The organism is Streptomyces thioluteus (genome assembly GCF_039535865.1).
This window is the reverse complement of sequence record NZ_BAAAXZ010000065.1, coordinates 1-18,633: the sequence shown is the minus strand read 5'-3', so window position 1 is coordinate 18,633 and position 18,633 is coordinate 1. Positions and strand designations below refer to the sequence as shown.

General features: G+C 67.3%; 10 protein-coding genes, 3 rRNA genes and 6 pseudogenes. 15 read left to right on the top strand and 4 right to left on the bottom strand.

All coding sequences use genetic code 11. The features are described 5' to 3' along the window. The coding region (locus ABD794_RS08515) for an ABC transporter permease (RefSeq protein WP_344962049.1) at positions 1-1,365 on the top strand (1,365 nt) is incomplete at its 5' end. A 79-nt stretch (positions 1,366-1,444) separates the two neighbouring features. Here the strand turns inward: ABD794_RS08515 and ABD794_RS08510 are convergent. Continuing rightward, a complete protein-coding gene (locus tag ABD794_RS08510) occupies positions 1,445-2,167 on the bottom strand; it encodes a transglycosylase SLT domain-containing protein (protein ID WP_344962047.1) in 723 nt (240 codons plus the stop codon). A 362-nt stretch (positions 2,168-2,529) separates the two neighbouring features. Continuing rightward, a pseudogene (locus ABD794_RS08505) lies at positions 2,530-3,231 on the bottom strand (nitroreductase family protein). 107 nt (positions 3,232-3,338) lie between these two features. Between ABD794_RS08505 and ABD794_RS18700 the strand changes: the two are divergent. From ABD794_RS18700 to ABD794_RS08475, 4 genes and pseudogenes are all read left to right on the top strand, one after another. After that, a pseudogene (locus ABD794_RS18700) lies at positions 3,339-4,493 on the top strand (GAF domain-containing sensor histidine kinase). Further along, a pseudogene (locus tag ABD794_RS08485) lies at positions 4,486-5,137 on the top strand (response regulator). Before ABD794_RS18700 ends, ABD794_RS08485 begins: the two co-directional pseudogenes overlap by 8 nt. A 172-nt stretch (positions 5,138-5,309) precedes the next feature. Further along, the gene (locus ABD794_RS08480) at positions 5,310-5,555 is read left to right on the top strand and encodes a chaplin (RefSeq protein WP_344962045.1); all 246 of its coding nucleotides are present in this window, start codon (positions 5,310-5,312) and stop codon (positions 5,553-5,555) included. 187 nt (positions 5,556-5,742) lie between these two features. Further along, positions 5,743-5,961 carry a chaplin gene (locus ABD794_RS08475; RefSeq protein WP_344962043.1) on the top strand — a complete coding sequence of 73 codons (219 nt, stop codon included), beginning with the start codon at positions 5,743-5,745 and terminating at the stop codon, positions 5,959-5,961. A gap of 85 nt (positions 5,962-6,046) precedes the next feature. On the opposite strand, the pseudogene ABD794_RS08470 reads toward ABD794_RS08475, so the two are convergent. Continuing rightward, positions 6,047-6,855, bottom strand: a pseudogene (locus ABD794_RS08470) (hypothetical protein). Positions 6,856-6,963: 108 nt separating this feature from the next. Between ABD794_RS08470 and ABD794_RS08465 the strand changes: the two are divergent. From ABD794_RS08465 to ABD794_RS08450, 4 genes and pseudogenes are all read left to right on the top strand, one after another. Further along, a pseudogene (locus tag ABD794_RS08465) lies at positions 6,964-7,758 on the top strand (ABC transporter ATP-binding protein). Positions 7,759-7,884: 126 nt separating this feature from the next. Next, a pseudogene (locus ABD794_RS08460) lies at positions 7,885-8,243 on the top strand (NfeD family protein). A 121-nt stretch (positions 8,244-8,364) separates the two neighbouring features. Continuing rightward, positions 8,365-9,297 carry an SPFH domain-containing protein gene (locus ABD794_RS08455; RefSeq protein ID WP_344962041.1) on the top strand — a complete coding sequence of 311 codons (933 nt, stop codon included), beginning with the start codon at positions 8,365-8,367 and terminating at the stop codon, positions 9,295-9,297. Positions 9,298-9,394: 97 nt separating this feature from the next. Beyond that, positions 9,395-10,162, top strand: a complete 768-nt coding sequence (locus ABD794_RS08450; RefSeq protein ID WP_344962039.1) for a sulfite exporter TauE/SafE family protein — start codon at positions 9,395-9,397, stop codon at positions 10,160-10,162. Positions 10,163-10,718: 556 nt separating this feature from the next. Here the strand turns inward: ABD794_RS08450 and ABD794_RS08445 are convergent. Next, the gene (locus tag ABD794_RS08445; protein ID WP_344962037.1) at positions 10,719-11,261 is read right to left on the bottom strand and encodes a YbhB/YbcL family Raf kinase inhibitor-like protein; all 543 of its coding nucleotides are present in this window, start codon (positions 11,259-11,261) and stop codon (positions 10,719-10,721) included. Between the two features lie 73 nt (positions 11,262-11,334). Here ABD794_RS08445 and ABD794_RS08440 point away from each other — a divergent pair, with 73 nt between their 5' ends. From ABD794_RS08440 to rrf, 6 genes are all read left to right on the top strand, one after another. Then, positions 11,335-11,838: a guanyl-specific ribonuclease gene (locus ABD794_RS08440; protein WP_425585963.1), complete on the top strand. Its 504-nt coding sequence runs from the start codon at positions 11,335-11,337 to the stop codon at positions 11,836-11,838. Beyond that, positions 11,835-12,266: a barstar family protein gene (locus tag ABD794_RS08435; RefSeq protein ID WP_344962035.1), complete on the top strand. Its 432-nt coding sequence runs from the start codon at positions 11,835-11,837 to the stop codon at positions 12,264-12,266. Before ABD794_RS08440 ends, ABD794_RS08435 begins: the two co-directional genes overlap by 4 nt. A 39-nt stretch (positions 12,267-12,305) precedes the next feature. Beyond that, a complete protein-coding gene (locus ABD794_RS08430) occupies positions 12,306-12,959 on the top strand; it encodes a DNA-3-methyladenine glycosylase (RefSeq protein ID WP_344962032.1) in 654 nt (217 codons plus the stop codon). 535 nt (positions 12,960-13,494) lie between these two features. Further along, positions 13,495-15,018 (top strand): 16S ribosomal RNA (locus ABD794_RS08425). 275 nt (positions 15,019-15,293) lie between these two features. Next, positions 15,294-18,417, top strand: a 23S ribosomal RNA gene (locus ABD794_RS08420). Between the two features lie 106 nt (positions 18,418-18,523). Then, positions 18,524-18,633, top strand: a 5S ribosomal RNA gene (rrf, locus tag ABD794_RS08415); the annotation flags it as partial.

Sequence of the window (18,633 nt, the reverse complement as noted above, 5' to 3'; positions counted from 1 at the left end):
CGAGGCGGGCGGATCGACGAGGTGCTGCGCGAGCTCAAGCTCGACATCCACAAGGACAAGAAGGTCACCTCCCTCTCCGGCGGCCAGCGCAAGCGCGTCTCCGTCGCCCTGGAGCTGCTGACCAAGCCGTCGCTGATCTTCCTGGACGAGCCGACCTCCGGCCTCGACCCGGGCATGGACCGCGACGTGATGCAGCTGCTGCGCGGCCTCGCCGACGACGGCCGGACCGTCCTGGTGGTCACGCACTCCGTCGCCGAACTGGCGCTCTGCGACAAGCTGCTGGTCATGGCGCCCGGCGGCTCGGTCGCCTACTTCGGCCCGCCCGAGGAGGCGCTCAACTTCTTCGGGTACGAGACCTGGGCGGACGTCTTCTCCGCCTTCGAGAACTACCGCGACTACGACTGGGCCGGGCGCTGGAAGGGCTCGCAGCACTACCAGATGTACGCCGCGGACATCGACGCGGTCGCGCCGCAGTCCGTCCACGTCCAGCCGCAGGTGGTCAGGCCGCCGGTGCCGCAGAGCTGGGGCTCCCAGCTGTGGACGCTGATGCGCCGCTACGCGTCGGTCATCGCCTCCGACCGGGGCTTCATCGGCCTGATGCTCATCCTGCCCGCCGTGCTCGGCGGCGTGAGCTGTGTGATCCCCTCCGACTACGGGCTCGGCGCCCCGGCCCGGGGGCACTTCAACCAGGACGCCGGCACCATCATGCTGATCCTCGCGGTCGGCATGTGCTTCTCGGGCGCGGCCAACTCCGTCCGGGAGTTGATCAAGGAGAGGGTGATCTACGAACGGGAACGGGCCGTCGGCCTCTCCCGCTCCGCGTACCTGATGTCCAAGGTCGTCGTCCTCGGACTGATCACCGCCCTGCAGGGCGTCATCATCTCCGCCATCGGCTTCTCGATCCGCAAGATGCCGGCGGAAGGCGTGATCCTCAAGAGCCTGCCGGCCGCCGAGATGTGCCTGGTGATCATCGCGCTCGGCTTCACGTCGATGATGATCGGCCTCGTGATCTCCTCGCTGGTGAAGACCGCCGAGAAGACCATGCCGCTGCTGGTCATGTTCGCCATCGTCCAGGTGGTGTTCACCGGCATCATGTTCAAGATCTACGACTCGCCCGGCGTCGAGCAGTTCGCCTGGCTGATGCCGTCCCGCTGGGCGATCGGGGCGACCGCCGCGACGCTGGACCTCTCGCACATCATGGCGCCGATGGACAAGGGCGACCGGCACAACGTCGACCCGCTGTGGGCGCACACCGCGAGCCAGTGGGGCATCGACGTGGCCGTCCTGATCCTGCTGGGCGTCGCCTGCGGATTCGCGGTCGCGCGGCTGCTGCGCCGGCACGAGCCGGAGGTCATGCGGAAGTAACGAGGCAATCCGCATTGCCACAGCAAAAGGGCGGTGCACCCGGTTTCCCGGGTGCACCGCCCTTTTCGTTCTTCCCGGCTCAGTAGGCCGAGTTGACGTTGTCCATGGAGCCGTACGTCTTGGCCGCGTAGTTGCAGGCGGCGGTGATGTTGGCGACCGGGTCGTAGATGTCCCAGGAGGTGCCCTCGACGTGGTACGCCTGGAAGGTCGGGTCGATCACCTGGAGCAGGCCCTTGGAGGGAATGCCGGCGGCGGCGTTCGAGTCCCAGTTGTTGATGGCGTTCGGGTTGCCCGTCGACTCCCGCATGATGTTGCGGTAGATGCCGTCGTAGGTGCCCGGGATGCCCTTGGCGGACATGATGTCCAGGGCCTCGCGGATCCAGCCGTCCAGGTTGTTCGCGTAGGACTTGGGGGCCGGGGCGGCCGGGGCCGCCTTCGGGGCGGCGGGCTCGGCCTTGACCGGCTTGCGCGCGGTGGACCGGCTCGCGGCCTCCTTCTCGGCGCGCTCCTTGTCCGCCTTGGCCTTCGCCTCGGCCTCGGCCTTCTTCTTGGCCTCGGCCTCGTGACGGGCCTGCTGGGTCGCGCTGTCCGACTGCTGCGCCAGCTCCGCGCTCAGGTCCTCGGTGCCGAACGCCTTGGCGTTCCAGGCCACCGGCTTCACGGCGATCGCCTGCTGCTTCTCGTCCTCCGCCGAGGCGGGGACGACGGCGAGTGCCAGGGCGGCGACACCGGCCGCGGCGATGCCCGCCGCGGAGAACTTGTGGACCTTCGTGAGACGGCTATAGCCGGAGATGGAGCGCATGACTGAGCTGAACCTCTTCCAATCGCGTGGGGTCGCGGGCCCGGATCGGCGCTGAAAGAAGCGCCGTAATTCGATCTACGGCGCCCTGCGACGGGGCAATTGTTAGCGGCTGCAAAAAGTCCTGGCAAAGATGCGACGTACTATCCGGCTTCGTTGCGGACGCCTCCGGCCGACCGGCCCGGAAGGCGACCGCCGCCCGCTCAGGCCCGCCTTTACGGATGCCTTATTCGTCCACTATCCGCAGTCGTAGGTGATGTGCGTCCTATGTGCGGGGTCACACCGGGCGGCACTCCACCGCACTCGGTGTGACCACGCACGCACCCTCGGTACGGCCCGCGTGCCGAGCCCGCCCCGGGAGCCGCTCAGACCTCGAACAGCACCTGGCCCAGGCTCTTGCGCACCAGCCCCGGAACCCGGCAGTCCGCCGCCGGATACCCGACCGGGATCACCGCGAACGCCTTCTCGTTCACCGGCCGCCCCAGCACCTCGCCCAGGAACCGCATCGGGCTCGGCGTGTGCACCAGGGCCGCCAGCCCCGACAGGTGCAGCGCCGAGAGCAGCATCCCGACGGCGATGCCCACCGACTCGTCCACGTAGTAGTGCTTGCGCCGCTCCCCGTCCGCCCCCAGCCAGTAGCGCTGCTGGAAGACCACGATCAGCGCCGGGGCGTCCGTCAGATGCGGCTTCACCTCGTCCGTGCCCAGCGGCCGCAGGGCCGCCAGCCACTCCTCGCCGAGCCGCCCGGCATAGGAGACGCGCTCCTCCTCTTCCGCCCGCCGCCCGGATCCGCGCCCGCACCTCGGGGTCCTTGACCAGGACGAACGTCCACGGCTGCTGGTGCGCCCCGGACGGCGCCGTGGCCGCGCAGGCGATCGCGTCCCGCACCGCCTGCTCCGGCACCGGGTCCCGCGGAGAACTGCCGCACGGTCCGCCGCTCCGCCATCCGCGCGCGCAGCTCCGCGGCCCGGGCCAGCGACCTGGTCGGCGGGCATCCGGCCGGGCCGGTAGGGGACCGGCCGGTAGGGATCGCCATGGGTGGGTGTCCACTGCGTTGGTATAGACATGACACGAGTCTGGCGCGGCCGGGCCCTCGGCCTAGGGCGCGCGGTGTAAGCGTCCGCCCGCCAGCGGTCCGATCCGCGGAGATCGCCCACCGGTTTACGGTGATCCCATGACCCATGGCCCACGCTCCGGCCTCTCCGCTGTGAGCGCCGCGATCCTCGCGATGAGCAGACATCTGGAGGTGCGGGACGTCCTGAAGACGATCGTCCGCTCCGCCCGCGAGCTGCTCGACGCCCAGTACGCCGCCCTCGGCGTCCCCGACGACCACGGAGGCTTCTCCCAGTTCGTCGTCGACGGCGTCAGCGACGAGACGTGGAAGGCCATCGGCCCGCTGCCCCGCCAGCACGGCATCCTCGCCGCCATGCTCGAGGACAAGGCCCCCCAGCGGCTCGCCGACGTCCGCAAGGACCCCCGCTTCGGCGGCTGGCCCGACGCCCACCCCGAGATGGGCGACTTCCTCGGCATGCCCGTCGCCGACGGCGACGAGAACCTCGCCGTCCTCTTCCTCGCCAACAAGGCGTACAAGCACGGCGGCACCGGCCACCGGTTGCGGTTTCACCGACGAGGACGAGGAGCTGCTCGCCGTCCTCGCCCAGCACGCCGCCATCGCGCTCACCAACGCCCGCCTCTACGAGCGCAGCCGCGAGCTGACCATCGCCGACGAGCGCTCCCGGCTCGCCCACGAGCTGCACGACGCCGTCGCGCAGAAGCTGTTCTCCCTGCGCCTGACGGCCCAGGCCCGCCACCGCCCTGGTGGACCGCGACCCGGCCCGCGCCAAGGACCAGCTGCACCAGGTCGCCCACCTGGCCGCCGAGGCCACCGACGAGCTGCGCGCCGCGGTCGTCGAGCTGCGCCCGGCCGGGCTCGACGAGGACGGGCTGGTCGCCACCCTGCGCACCCAGGTCAAGGTGCTCGACCGGGCCCACGCGGCGAGCGTGGGCTTCGCGGCCCACGGCATGCGGGCCCTGCCCGCCTCCCAGGAGGAGGCGCTGCTGCGCGTCGCCCAGGAGGCCCTGCACAACGCCCTGCGCCACTCGGGCGCGGAGAACGTCGAGGTCACCCTCGCCCGCCGGGGCCAGGGCCGCCGCGCTGCGGGTGGCCGACGACGGAAGCGGATTCGACCCGTCCGCCGTCCGGCAGGCGGGCCGCCACCTCGGCCTGGTCTCCATGCGGGACCGGGCCAACGGGGTCGGCGGCAGGCTGAAGGTTGTCTCGGAGCCCGGCCAGGGCACCGTGATCGAGATGGAGGTGCCCGGTGGCTGAGGACCACACGATCAAGGTTCTGCTGGTGGACGATCACCAGGTGGTCCGCAAGGGCCTCCGCACCTTCCTGGAGGTCCAGGACGACATCGAGGTGGTGGGGGAGGCCGCCGACGGCGCCGAGGGCGTGGCCCGCGCCGAGGAACTGCGGCCCGACGTGATCCTCCTGGACGTGAAGATGCCCGGCATGGACGGCATCGAGGCGCTGCGCCGGCTCCGTTCCCTGGACAGCCCCCGCCCGGGTGCTGGTCGTCACCAGCTTCACCGAGCAGCGCACGGTGATCCCGGCTCTCAAGGCCGGCGCCGCGGGCTACGTCTACAAGGACGTGGACCCCGACGCGCTGGCCGGGGCCATCCGCTCGGTGCACGCCGGGCACGTCCTGCTCCAGCCCGAGGTGGCGGGCGCCCCTGCTGACCCAGGACGACTCGGGCGGCGGCCAGGGCAGAGGGAAACGCGCTCACCGAGCGCGAGCGGGAGGTGCTCGCCCTGATCGCGGACGGCCGGTCCAACCGGGGAGATCGCCCGGGCGCTGGTGCTGTCGGAGAAGACGGTCAAGACGCACGTCTCCAACATCCTGATGAAGCTCGACCTCGCCGACCGCACCCAGGCGGCCCTCTGGGCGGTCCGGCACGGGATCGGCGACTGACCTGCCTGGCCGGAGCGGGCTGCCGTCGATCCGGAACGTCTCATTCCGACGAGCGGTTCATGCGGTCGTGTGATTGTCCGCCGGAGCCGATAACCCGGATGGCGGTGGCCCGTTTTCCATGGCGTAACCGCGGCGGCTGGCCGTGGGACGTTCCAGGAAGGTCAGAGGAAGAGTGAAGAACATGAAGAAGGCCGCTGCCGTCACGCTCGCGGTCGGCGGTCTCGCCCTCGCCGGTGCAGGTATGGCTTCCGCCCACACCTCGCACGGCGCGGACGGCATTGCGAAGAACTCGCCCGGCGTGGTCTCCGGCAACGTCATCCAGGCGCCCGTCGAGGTCGACGCCAACGTCTGCGGCAACACGATCAACGTCGTGGGCCTGCTCAACCCGGCGCACGGCAACGTCTGCGTCAACGAGTAGCAGCCCCCCGGCGATCACTCGCCCGGCCGCGTCGGCCCCGCCCCCGCGGGGCCGACGTCCGAGGGTGATCAATCGCCCGAACGAGGGCAAACGCCACTGGCGGCCGTGCCGTCGGTGGTGCGGTGGCGTTCATCAGGGCGCGACTCCGTCACCGGGGTCGCGAGGTCACCAGCAAAGGAAGACACCCATGAACCGAGCCAAAAAGGCCGCTCTCGTTCTGGCCGCCGCGGGCGTCGCCGTCGGGCGCCTCCGTCGGTACGCGCAGTCGCGCCACGACGAAGGCTCCAGCGCCCACGGTGTCGCGAAGGGCTCACCCGGCGTCATTTCCGGCAACGTCATCCAGATCCCCCTGGACGTGCCGATCAACGCTTGCGGCAACACGATCGACATCCTGATCGGCTCCTGAACCCGACGTTCGGAAACGTCTGCATCAGCAAGTGACGCCCGGAAGGCCCCGCGGACCCCTCGGTTCCGCGGGGCCTCCGTTCGTTTCAGGGCCTGCCGCGCTCCCGCTCCTCCAGCGGCGCGTTGTACGCGGCCACCTGGGCCCGCCGGGCCGTGCGCTCCACCGGGCGCAGCGCCGCCGCCCGCGCCGTGATCTCGGCCGCGCTCACGGCGGCCCCGTGCTCCCGGCCACCGCCGTCCCCCGACCGGCTCGCGATGGCCACAGTGCGCCCACCCGCTGCGCCAGCTCCAGCACGCGCGCCGCGCGCGGCGGATAGCCCGGCGCCAGAACCTCCCGTCACGCTCTCCGCCCGGGCGCGATACGCCTCCAGCGCGGCGTCGGCCGCCGGGCCCGAGCCCGCCACATCGAGCCGGGTGAGCACCTCCGTCGCCTCCCGCAGGGCCTCCGCGAGCTCGCGCTCCGCCTCGCCGAGCGACGGCACGTCCGCCGGCGGCGCCTCGCGCACCGGCAGGCACTGCCAGACCACTTCCACGTGTTCGTCTCCTTCGGGGCCCCGCGCGTGCACCTCGGGCACCAGGCCCAGGCCCCGCCCCCACGGCGACGACGGCCTCACCGGCCTCCAGGGCCAGGGCGTTGAACTCCGGCGGTCCGCTCAGCCCCAGCGGGTGACCGGGCGCCGGCAGCGCCAGCCGCAGCCCCGCCGCGCCGAGCGCGCGCAGTCCTGCCCAGGGCGAGGGTCAGGCCCACGGGGCCGGATTCACCGGCAGGCCGACGACCCGGTGGACGGCGTCCTCCCCGGTGATGTGGAGCGCTACGTCATCAGGCGCGGCAAATCCGGGCAAGCAGGGCATTTCCCCAGGCTGTCAGCCGGCCTGAGCGATGTTCATCGAGCATGTGCCCCAGCCTAGGGACTGGCGACGACGGCAGGTGGCGTAGGTTTTCCCTGGGGGCTGCGCCGACAGGCGCCAGCGACGACGAACTGCAATGGGAGACAACGCGCTCATGAGCGATGTACTGGAACTGGTGGACGTATCCGTGGTCCGCGAGGGCCGGGCTCTGCTGGATCAGGTCTCCTGGTCGGTCAAGGAGGGCGAGCGCTGGGTGATCCTCGGCCCCAACGGCGCCGGCAAGACCACGCTTCTCAATGTCGCCTCCAGCTACCTCTTTCCCGACCAAGGGCACGGCGCGGATCCTCGGCGAGACCCTCGGCTCCGTCGACGTCTTCGAGCTGCGGCCGCGCATCGGTATGGCGGGCATCGCCCTCGCCGACAAGCTGCCGCGCAGTCAGACCGTCCTGCAGACGGTGCTCACCGCGGCGTACGGCATGACCGCCACCTGGCGCGAGGACTACGAGACCGTCGACGAGCAGCGCGCCCGCGCCTTCCTCGACGTGCTCGGCATGACCGAGCACCTGGACCGCAAGTTCGGCACCCTCTCCGAGGGCGAGCGCAAAGCGCACCCTCATCGCCCGCGCGATGATGATCGACCCCGAGCTGCTGATGCTGGACGAGCCCGCCGCGGGCCTCGACCTCGGCGGCCGCGAGGACCTGGTGCGCCGCCTCGGCCGGCTCGCCCGGGACCCCGCTCGCCCCCTCGATGGTGATGGTCACCCACCACGTCGAGGAGATCGCCCCCGGCTTCACCCACGTCCTGATGATCCGTCAGGGCCAGGTGCTCGCCGCCGGCCCCATCGAGCTCGAACTCACCTCCCGCAACCTCTCCAAGTGCTTCGGCCTCCCCCTGGTCGTCGAGAGCCGCGGCGAGCGCTGGACCGCCCACGGCCTGCCGCTCTCGTAAGCCCCCGAAGGGCCGAGGAGCCCTGTCGGTGACCCTGTCCCACGCGCCTACCATGACCATGTGAACACATGGGCGTGGTGGCTCGTGGCCGCCGTCGGGCTCGGCATCCCCCTGGTCGTGACCGCGATGCCGGAGTTCGGCATGCTCGCGGTCGGCGCCGTCGCGCGGCGGCCGTCACGGACGCGCTGGGCGGGGGCACGGTGACCCAGTTCGTCGTCTTCGCCGTCGTCTCCGTCGCTCTGATCGCCGTCGTCCGGCCGATCGCCAACCGGCAGCGCACCCGACGGCCCACCCTGCAATCAGGGGTCGAGGCACTCAAGGGACGGCAGGCCGTCGTCCTGGAGCGGGTCGACGGCCACGGCGGGCGCATCAAGCTCGCCGGTGAGATCTGGTCCGCGCGCGCCCTCGACGGCGACCACGCCTACGAGGTCGGCCAGCAGGTCGACGTCGTCGACATCGACGGCGCGACGGCGGTGGTGATGTGAGACGGCCCTCGCGGACCGGCCCGGCCTGCGCGCCACCGCGGGTTCTGGAAGACTCCACCAGCACGATCGACACGACCGACCGCAGCACGACCGACCCACGACAAAGGCACGAGGAGCCACGATGGCGATCATCATCGTCCTGATCATCCTGGTGGTGCTCGTCTTCATCGCCCTCATGAAGACGGTGCAGGTCATTCCGCAGGCCAGCGCCGCCATCGTCGAGCGCTTCGGCCGCTACACCCGGACGCTCAACGCGGGCCTCAACATCGTCGTCCCGTTCATCGACTCCATCCGCAACCGCATCGACCTCCGCGAGCAGGTCGTGCCGTTCCCCCCGCAGCCCGTCATCACCCAGGACAACCTCGTCGTCAACATCGACACCGTCATCTACTACCAGGTGACCGACGCGCGTGCCGCGACCTACGAGGTGTCCAGCTTCATCCAGGCCATCGAGCAGCTCACCGTCACCACCCTGCGCAACATCATCGGCGGCATGGACCTGGAGCGGACCCTCACCTCCCGCGAGGAGATCAACGCGGCCCTGCGCGGCGTCCTCGACGAGGCGACGGGCAAGTGGGGCATCCGCGTCAACCGCGTCGAGCTCAAGGCGATCGAACCGCCCACCTCCATCCAGGACTCGATGGAGAAGCAGATGCGCGCCGACCGTGACAAGCGCGCCGCGATCCTCACCGCCGAGGGCATCCGCCAGTCGCAGATCCTCACCGCGGAGGGCGAGAAGCAGTCCGCGATCCTGCGCGCCGAGGGCGAGGCCAAGGCCGCGGCCCTGCGCGCCGAGGGCGAGGCCCAGGCCATCCGCACGGTCTTCGAGTCCATCCACGCCGGCGACCCCGACGAGAAGCTGCTCTCCTACCAGTACCTCCAGATGCTCCCGAAGATCGCCGAGGGCGACGCCAACAAGCTCTGGATCGTGCCCAGCGAGATCGGCGACGCCCTCAAGGGCCTGAGCGGGGCCGTCGGGAACTTCGGCAGTCCCCGGGGCGGTGTGAAGACGACCAAGGAGAGCCCGCGCCGCGAAGAGCCGCCGATCGACTAACAGCCGTATCCTTCCCGGCCGTTCTCGTGCATGATCAAGTGCGGCCCCCCGACCTGCCATGGCGGGGAGGCACCGTACTGATCCGAAGGAGATGGCCTTGTCCATCTGGGAAGCACTCGCGGTCTTCGCGGCCGGCATCGGGGCCGGCACCATCAACGTCGTCGTCGGCTCCGGCACGCTGTTCACCTTTCCGGTGCTGCTCGCCACGGGACTGCCGCCGGTCACCGCCAACGTCTCCAACACCCTGGGGCTGATCCCCGGCAGCATCAGCGGGGTCGTCGGCTACCGCCGCGAACTGCGCGGCCAGCGCGGCCGGATCGTCCGCTTCGGCCTCGTCGCCCTGGCGGGCGGCCTCGCCGGGGCGGCCCTGCTGCTCGCCCTGCCGTCCAAGGCGTTCGACGCGATCGTCCCCGCGCTCATCGCGCTCGCGCTGGCGCTGGTCATCCTCCAGCCCCGGCTCGCCCGGGCACTCGCCCGCCGCCACGAACGCAACGGCACCGTCCCGCACGCGGACGGCGGCCTCGCCCTTCTCCTGGGCCTCCTGCTGGCCAGCACCTACGGCGGCTACTTCGGCGCGGCCCAGGGAGTCATGTACCTGTCCCTGATGGGCCTGTTGCTGCACGACGACCTCCAGCGCATCAACGGCCTCAAGAACGTTCTGGGCGTGATGGTGAACGGAGTGGCGGCGCTCTTCTTCGTGTTCGTGGCGGAGGTGAACTGGGAGGCGGTGCTGCTGATAGCCGTGGGCTCCACGTTGGGCGGCCAGTTGGGCGCGAAGGTCGCGCGGGGCTTGAGCGCGACGGTGTTGCGGGGGGTGATTGTGGCGGTGGGGAGCGTTGCGATTGTGCAGTTGCTGTTGCGCTGAGGGCGTGCACTTCAGCGCCTTCGGCGTCTGAGGAGAGCGCGCGGAGGGCGGTTCGGGGGTAGGGACGTAGTTCCGGTCGGGGGACAGGGACAGGGACGGGGACGAGGCCGTGGGCGGGTGCAGGGGGAGTCCCGGTCGGGGTCCAGGGGGCGGAGCTCCCGGTGGGGTGCAGGGGCGAAGCCCCGCTCACCGCGCGGAGCGCGGTTCCGGCGCGTACCGCGCGCCATCGGGGTCGCGCAGGGGCGCAGCCCCTGCGGAAGAGGGTTGGGGCGGGACTGGGGCACCCCCCCGTGCAAACGGAAACGCTCCGGGCCCTTCCCCCGTACCAACACGCGGGCCCGGAGCGCACGGCAGCGGACGAGGTCACCCCGGGCCCACGCCCAGGGCTCCGACAGGCGGCGCCGACGCGCGACACGCCAACTCACCCCCGCCACTGCGGTATCCGCTGCCCGACGGCCGCATGCGATGCCGTCGGCAGGACCACTGTGGCGGCCACGCACCGACCCGCGCAACGGAATTTCCGGCCGCCGCCCCAGCCGCCCGCCCAAGCTGCCGCTCAGCCCGCCGCCGACACCTCGTACTCCCCGATCAACTGCGCCCGCCCCACCGCATGGAACCGCAGATGGAAACCGACGAACGCCGGCGTGGCCTCCGCGTCCGGCCCCAACTTCTCCTGGTCCACGGCATACACGGTGAAGACGTACCGGTGCGGACCGTCCCCGGCCGGCGGCGCCGCACCCCCGAAGTCCCGCGTCCCGTAGTCGTTCCGGACGTGCACCGCACCCGCCGGAAGGTCCTTCATGTCACCGCTCCCGGCCCCCGCCGGCAGTTCGGTCACCGTCGCGGGAAGGTCGAAGAGGACCCAGTGCCAGAACCCGCTGCCCGTCGGCGCGTCGGGGTCGAAGCAGGTCACGGCGAAGCTCTTCGTCCCCTCCGGGAAGCCCTCCCAGCGCAGGTGGGGAGAGGTGTTGCCCCCGCTGAAGACCTGGCCGTCGCGGAGCCGCGCCCCGGGCTCGACGTCCTCGCTCACCACCGTGAACGAGGGGACCGGCGGGAAGAAATCGTGGGGGAGCGGCGGACGGCCCGGAACGGCTGACACAGGGACACCTCCAGTACGTGGACACATGAGGACGTCAGCCTAGCGAGGCACGAACGGCGCGGGCTGCGACCATATGGACGTGCTTCGACGTGTGTTCCGACGAGGCGGACGACGACCGGCCGGCCGCGCCCTGCGCTCCCTGACCGTGCTCCTCACCGCCCTGCCCCTGTTCCTCCTCCCCGCCTGTTCCTCCGGCGGCCACGGCAAGTCCGGGAAGGCGGCCACCACGGCCCCGTCCCAGACCGGCAGAACCTCCGGCTCCGGAGGCTCCGGCGCCACCCCGTCCTGGGCCAAGGGCATGCGGACCGTCACCCCGGACAAGCTGCCGCCCGAGGCCAGGCGCACCCTGGAACTCATCGACAAGGGCGGGCCGTTCCCGTACCCCAAGGACGGCACCGTCTTCGGCAACTACGAGAACCGGCTGCCCAAGCAGCCGCGCGGCTACTACCACGAGTACACGGTCCCGACCCCCGAGGCGCGCAACCGCGGCGCCCGCCGCATCGTGACCGGCGGTCACTCCGAGCGCTTCTACACCGGCGACCACTACAAGACCTTCGAAGCGGTGGTGCACCCATGACCAGCCAACTCCCCGCCTCCGGCGTCCCCGGGCTCCTCACCGGCTCGGTCCCGCCCGGCCTCTACCGGCTGCCCGTCACGGAAACCCCCGAGCACGCCGCGGCGCTGGCCGCGGACGCCGGCTGGCGGGCGGCCCGGCTCCGCCTCGACGGCATCGGCGACAAGGCGGCCTTCCTCGACCGTTGCGCCGCCGACCTGGGCTTCCCCGGGTGGTTCGGCCACAACTGGGACGCCCTCGCGGACTGCCTCACCGACCTCTCCTGGTGGCGCAAGGACGGCGAGCCCCACGGCTATCTCCTCGTCGCGGAGGACTGGGACGCGTTCCACAAGGCCGCCCCCGAGGCCGCCTCCGTCGCGCGGACGATCCTCACCGACGCCGTCGAGTACTGGACGGGACAGCAGAGCCCCATGGCGGTCCTGCTCGCCTGACCCATGGGGAGGCGGGCCGGTCCACTACCCTCGGCCGGCATGACCTCCTCCGCCCCTGACCGCACTCCGCTCGCCCGCGCCTTCTTCGACCGGCCCGTCCTCGAGGTGGCCCCCGACCTGCTCGGCCGCACCCTCGTCCGCACGGGCCCCGACGGGCCGATCGAGCTCCGCATCACGGAGGTCGAGGCCTACGCGGGCGAGGCGGACCCGGGGTCGCACGCCTACCGGGGGCGCACCGAGCGGAACGCGTCCATGTTCGGCCCACCCGGTCACGCCTACGTCTACTTCATCTATGGGATGTGGTTCAGTCTCAACCTGGTCTGCGGCCCGGAGGGCACGGCGAGCGGCGTGTTGCTGCGCGCCGGCGAGGTGCTCAAGGGCCAGGAACTGGCCCGGGGACGCCGTCCCAAGTCGCGCGACGACCGCGACCTCGCCCGCGGCCCGGCCCGGCTGGCCACCGCCCTCGACGTGGACCGCAGCCTCAACGGCACCGACATCTGCGCCGGCCCGGCCGCGCCCCTCTCCGTCCTGATGGGAACGCCCCTCCCGGACTCGTCGATCCGCAGCGGTCCCCGCACGGGCGTCGGCGGCGAAGGCGCGACCCACCCCTGGCGCTTCTGGGCGGACGGCGACCGAACGGTGAGCCCGTACCGGGCCCATGTGCCGCGGAACCGCGCCGGGACGAAGGCCTGACCGGTGCTGCTTGACTCCGTGGACGGAAGGGCCTAACGTAGCCCGAGCCGCTGGAGACGGGCAGCGCCATGGGCGTCTGTACCGATAGGCGGTACCACCACTACTACGCGGGATCCCCGGACGGGGTCTGGTTTCGCTGTGCCGAAATCGGGGCTCGAATGGATCCGGCCGGCTCGATTGGGAGCCGCCGGGAAATTCCGCTAAAGTGTTGGACATCCCCTCCGACGGGAATTCGGATTCTGAATCCGGGCCGGGAACGGCACGGAAAAGGATCTGATAGAGTTGGAAACACCGAAGGGAAGCGCCCGGAGGAAAGCCGAGACCGAGTCTCGGTGAGTACGAAGGAAGCGTCCGTTCCTTGAGAACTCAACAGCGTGCCAAAAGTCAACGCCAGACTATAAAACAACCCCGTCCCGGCCGTTCGGTTGGGATGAGGTTCCTTTGAAAAACACAGCGAGGACGCTGTGAACGGCCGGGCTTATTCCGCCTGGCTGTTCCGCTCAACGCGAGTGTTGAACCCGATTACGGGTAAACATTCACGGAGAGTTTGATCCTGGCTCAGGACGAACGCTGGCGGCGTGCTTAACACATGCAAGTCGAACGATGAAGCCCTTCGGGGTGGATTAGTGGCGAACGGGTGAGTAACACGTGGGCAATCTGCCCTGCACTCTGGGACAAGCCCTGGAAACGGGGTCTAATACCGGATATTACCTTCGAGCGCATGCTTGAGGGTGGAAAGCTCCGGCGGTGCAGGATGAGCCCGCGGCCTATCAGCTTGTTGGTGGGGTGATGGCCTACCAAGGCGACGACGGGTAGCCGGCCTGAGAGGGCGACCGGCCACACTGGGACTGAGACACGGCCCAGACTCCTACGGGAGGCAGCAGTGGGGAATATTGCACAATGGGCGAAAGCCTGATGCAGCGACGCCGCGTGAGGGATGACGGCCTTCGGGTTGTAAACCTCTTTCAGCAGGGAAGAAGCGAAAGTGACGGTACCTGCAGAAGAAGCGCCGGCTAACTACGTGCCAGCAGCCGCGGTAATACGTAGGGCGCAAGCGTTGTCCGGAATTATTGGGCGTAAAGAGCTCGTAGGCGGCTTGTCGCGTCGGATGTGAAAGCCCGGGGCTTAACCCCGGGTCTGCATTCGATACGGGCAGGCTAGAGTTCGGTAGGGGAGATCGGAATTCCTGGTGTAGCGGTGAAATGCGCAGATATCAGGAGGAACACCGGTGGCGAAGGCGGATCTCTGGGCCGATACTGACGCTGAGGAGCGAAAGCGTGGGGAGCGAACAGGATTAGATACCCTGGTAGTCCACGCCGTAAACGTTGGGCACTAGGTGTGGGCGACATTCCACGTCGTCCGTGCCGCAGCTAACGCATTAAGTGCCCCGCCTGGGGAGTACGGCCGCAAGGCTAAAACTCAAAGGAATTGACGGGGGCCCGCACAAGCAGCGGAGCATGTGGCTTAATTCGACGCAACGCGAAGAACCTTACCAAGGCTTGACATACACCGGAAACGGCCAGAGATGGTCGCCCCCTTGTGGTCGGTGTACAGGTGGTGCATGGCTGTCGTCAGCTCGTGTCGTGAGATGTTGGGTTAAGTCCCGCAACGAGCGCAACCCTTGTTCTGTGTTGCCAGCATGCCTTTCGGGGTGATGGGGACTCACAGGAGACTGCCGGGGTCAACTCGGAGGAAGGTGGGGACGACGTCAAGTCATCATGCCCCTTATGTCTTGGGCTGCACACGTGCTACAATGGCCGGTACAATGAGCTGCGATGCCGTGAGGTGGAGCGAATCTCAAAAAGCCGGTCTCAGTTCGGATTGGGGTCTGCAACTCGACCCCATGAAGTTGGAGTTGCTAGTAATCGCAGATCAGCATTGCTGCGGTGAATACGTTCCCGGGCCTTGTACACACCGCCCGTCACGTCACGAAAGTCGGTAACACCCGAAGCCGGTGGCCCAACCCTTGTGGAGGGAGCCGTCGAAGGTGGGACTGGCGATTGGGACGAAGTCGTAACAAGGTAGCCGTACCGGAAGGTGCGGCTGGATCACCTCCTTTCTAAGGAGCATATAGCCGACTGCAGACAAACGTTCTGCACGGTTGCTCATGGGTGGAACGTTGACTATTCGGCACGATGGGTGAGGGTTCGCTAGTACTGCTTCGGCGTGGAACGTGAATGTGAACTGGTCGTGTCGGGCACGCTGTTGGGTGTCTGAGGGTACGAGCGTGAGCTTGTTGCCTTCTGTACTGGCCCCGGTAAAGGTCTGCTTCGGCGGGTTGTGACGGGTGGCTGGTCGTTGTTTGAGAACTGCACAGTGGACGCGAGCATCTGTGGCCAAGTTTTTAAGGGCGCACGGTGGATGCCTTGGCACCAGGAACCGATGAAGGACGTGGGAGGCCGCGATAGGCCCCGGGGAGCTGTCAACCGAGCTGTGATCCGGGGGTGTCCGAATGGGGAAACCCGGCAGTCGTCATGGGCTGTCACCCGCTGCTGAACACATAGGCAGTGTGGAGGGAACGCGGGGAAGTGAAACATCTCAGTACCCGCAGGAAGAGAAAACAACCGTGATTCCGGGAGTAGTGGCGAGCGAAACTGGATGAGGCCAAACCTATGGCGTGTGATACCCGGCAGGGGTTGCGTCGTGGGGGTTGTGGGATCTCTCTTCTGTCGTCTGCCGGCGACAGGACGAGTCAGAAACCGTAGTGATAGGCGAAGGACATGCGAAAGGTCCGGCGTAGAGGGTAAGACCCCCGTAGCTGAAATCATTGCGGCTCGTTTGAGAGACACCCAAGTAGCACGGGGCCCGAGAAATCCCGTGTGAATCTGGCGGGACCACCCGTTAAGCCTAAATATTCCCTGGTGACCGATAGCGGATAGTACCGTGAGGGAATGGTGAAAAGTACCGCGGGAGCGGAGTGAAATAGTACCTGAAACCGTGTGCCTACAAGCCGTGGGAGCGTCGCACAAGGAGCTTGCTTCTTGTGTCGTGACTGCGTGCCTTTTGAAGAATGAGCCTGCGAGTTTGCGGTGTGTTGCGAGGTTAACCCGTGTGGGGAAGCCGTAGCGAAAGCGAGTCCGAATAGGGCGGTTGAGTAGCGCGCCCAAGACCCGAAGCGGAGTGATCTAGCCATGGGCAGGTTGAAGCGGAGGTAAGACTTCGTGGAGGACCGAACCCACCAGGGTTGAAAACCTGGGGGATGACCTGTGGTTAGGGGTGAAAGGCCAATCAAACTCCGTGATAGCTGGTTCTCCCCGAAATGCATTTAGGTGCAGCGTCGTGTGTTTCTTGCCGGAGGTAGAGCACTGGATAGGCGATGGGCCCTACCGGGTTACTGACCTTAGCCAAACTCCGAATGCCGGTAAGTGAGAGCGCGGCAGTGAGACTGTGGGGGATAAGCTCCATGGTCGAGAGGGAAACAGCCCAGAGCATCGACTAAGGCCCCTAAGCGTACGCTAAGTGGGAAAGGATGTGGAGTCGCAGAGACAACCAGGAGGTTGGCTTAGAAGCAGCCACCCTTGAAAGAGTGCGTAATAGCTCACTGGTCAAGTGATTCCGCGCCGACAATGTAGCGGGGCTCAAGCGTACCGCCGAAGTCGTGTCATTGCAGTACATACCCCCAACGGGGACTGTGATGGGTAGGGGAGCGTCGTGTGCCGGGTGAAGCAGCCGCGGAAGCGAGTTGTGGACGGTTCACGAGTGAGAATGCAGGCATGAGTAGCGATACACACGTGGGAAACGTGTGCGCCGATTGACTAAGGGTTCCTGGGTCAAGCTGATCTGCCCAGGGTAAGTCGGGACCTAAGGCGAGGCCGACAGGCGTAGTCGATGGACAACCGGTTGATATTCCGGTACCCGCTTTGAAACGCCCAATATCGAATCAGGCGATGCTAAGTCCGTGAAGCCGTCCTGGACCCTTCGGGGAAAGGGAAGTGGTGGAGCCGACGGACCAGACTTGTAGTAGGTAAGCGATGGGGTGACGCAGGAAGGTAGTCCAGCCCGGGCGGTGGTTGTCCCGGGGTAAGGGTGTAGGCCGTGTGGTAGGTAAATCCGTCACACGTTAAGGCTGAGACCTGATGCCGAGCCGATTGTGGTGAAGTGGATGATCCTATGCTGTCGAGAAAAGCCTCTAGCGAGTTTCATGGCGGCCCGTACCCTAAACCGACTCAGGTGGTCAGGTAGAGAATACCGAGGCGTTCGGGTGAACTATGGTTAAGGAACTCGGCAAAATGCCCCCGTAACTTCGGGAGAAGGGGGGCCATGTCTGGTGATGAGTCTTGCACTCTGAGCTGGGTGTGGCCGCAGAGACCAGCGAGAAGCGACTGTTTACTAAAAACACAGGTCCGTGCGAAGCCGTAAGGCGATGTATACGGACTGACGCCTGCCCGGTGCTGGAACGTTAAGGGGACCGGTTAGCTTGGATTCGTCCAGGCGAAGCTGAGAACTTAAGCGCCAGTAAACGGCGGTGGTAACTATAACCATCCTAAGGTAGCGAAATTCCTTGTCGGGTAAGTTCCGACCTGCACGAATGGCGTAACGACTTCTCGACTGTCTCAACCATAGGCCCGGTGAAATTGCACTACGAGTAAAGATGCTCGTTTCGCGCAGCAGGACGGAAAGACCCCGGGACCTTTACTATAGCTTGATATTGGTGTTCGGTTCGGCTTGTGTAGGATAGGTGGGAGACTGTGAAGCATGCACGCCAGTGTGTGTGGAGTCGTCGTTGAAATACCACTCTGGTCGTGCTGGATGTCTAACCTGGGTCCGTGATCCGGATCAGGGACAGTGTCTGGTGGGTAGTTTAACTGGGGCGGTTGCCTCCTAAAGAGTAACGGAGGCGCCCAAAGGTTCCCTCAGCCTGGTTGGCAATCAGGTGTTGAGTGTAAGTGCACAAGGGAGCTTGACTGTGAGACCGACGGGTCGAGCAGGGACGAAAGTCGGGACTAGTGATCCGGCGGTGGCTTGTGGAAGCGCCGTCGCTCAACGGATAAAAGGTACCCCGGGGATAACAGGCTGATCTTCCCCAAGAGTCCATATCGACGGGATGGTTTGGCACCTCGATGTCGGCTCGTCGCATCCTGGGGCTGGAGTCGGTCCCAAGGGTTGGGCTGTTCGCCCATTAAAGCGGTACGCGAGCTGGGTTTAGAACGTCGTGAGACAGTTCGGTCCCTATCCGCTGTGCGCGTAGGAGTCTTGAGAAGGGCTGTCCCTAGTACGAGAGGACCGGGACGGACGAACCTCTGGTGTGCCAGTTGTTCTGCCAAGGGCATGGCTGGTTGGCTACGTTCGGGAGGGATAACCGCTGAAAGCATCTAAGCGGGAAGCCTGCTTCGAGATGAGGACTCCCACCCACTTGATGGGGTAAGGCTCCCAGTAGACGACTGGGTTGATAGGCCAGATATGGAAGCCTGGTAACGGGTGGAGTTGACTGGTACTAATAGGCCGAGGGCTTGTCCTCAGTTGCTCGCGTCCACTGTGTAAGTTCTGAGGCAACGAACAGTTGCCGGCTTTGAGCAGAACCACTTAATTGAAGAGTGTGCTTGTTCGCTCGAAACCGATAGGGTTTCGGTGGTCATAGCGTTAGGGAAACGCCCGGTTACATTTCGAACCCGGAAGCTAAGCCTTTCAGCGCCGATGGTACTGCATGGGGGACCGTGTGGGAGAGTAGGACGCC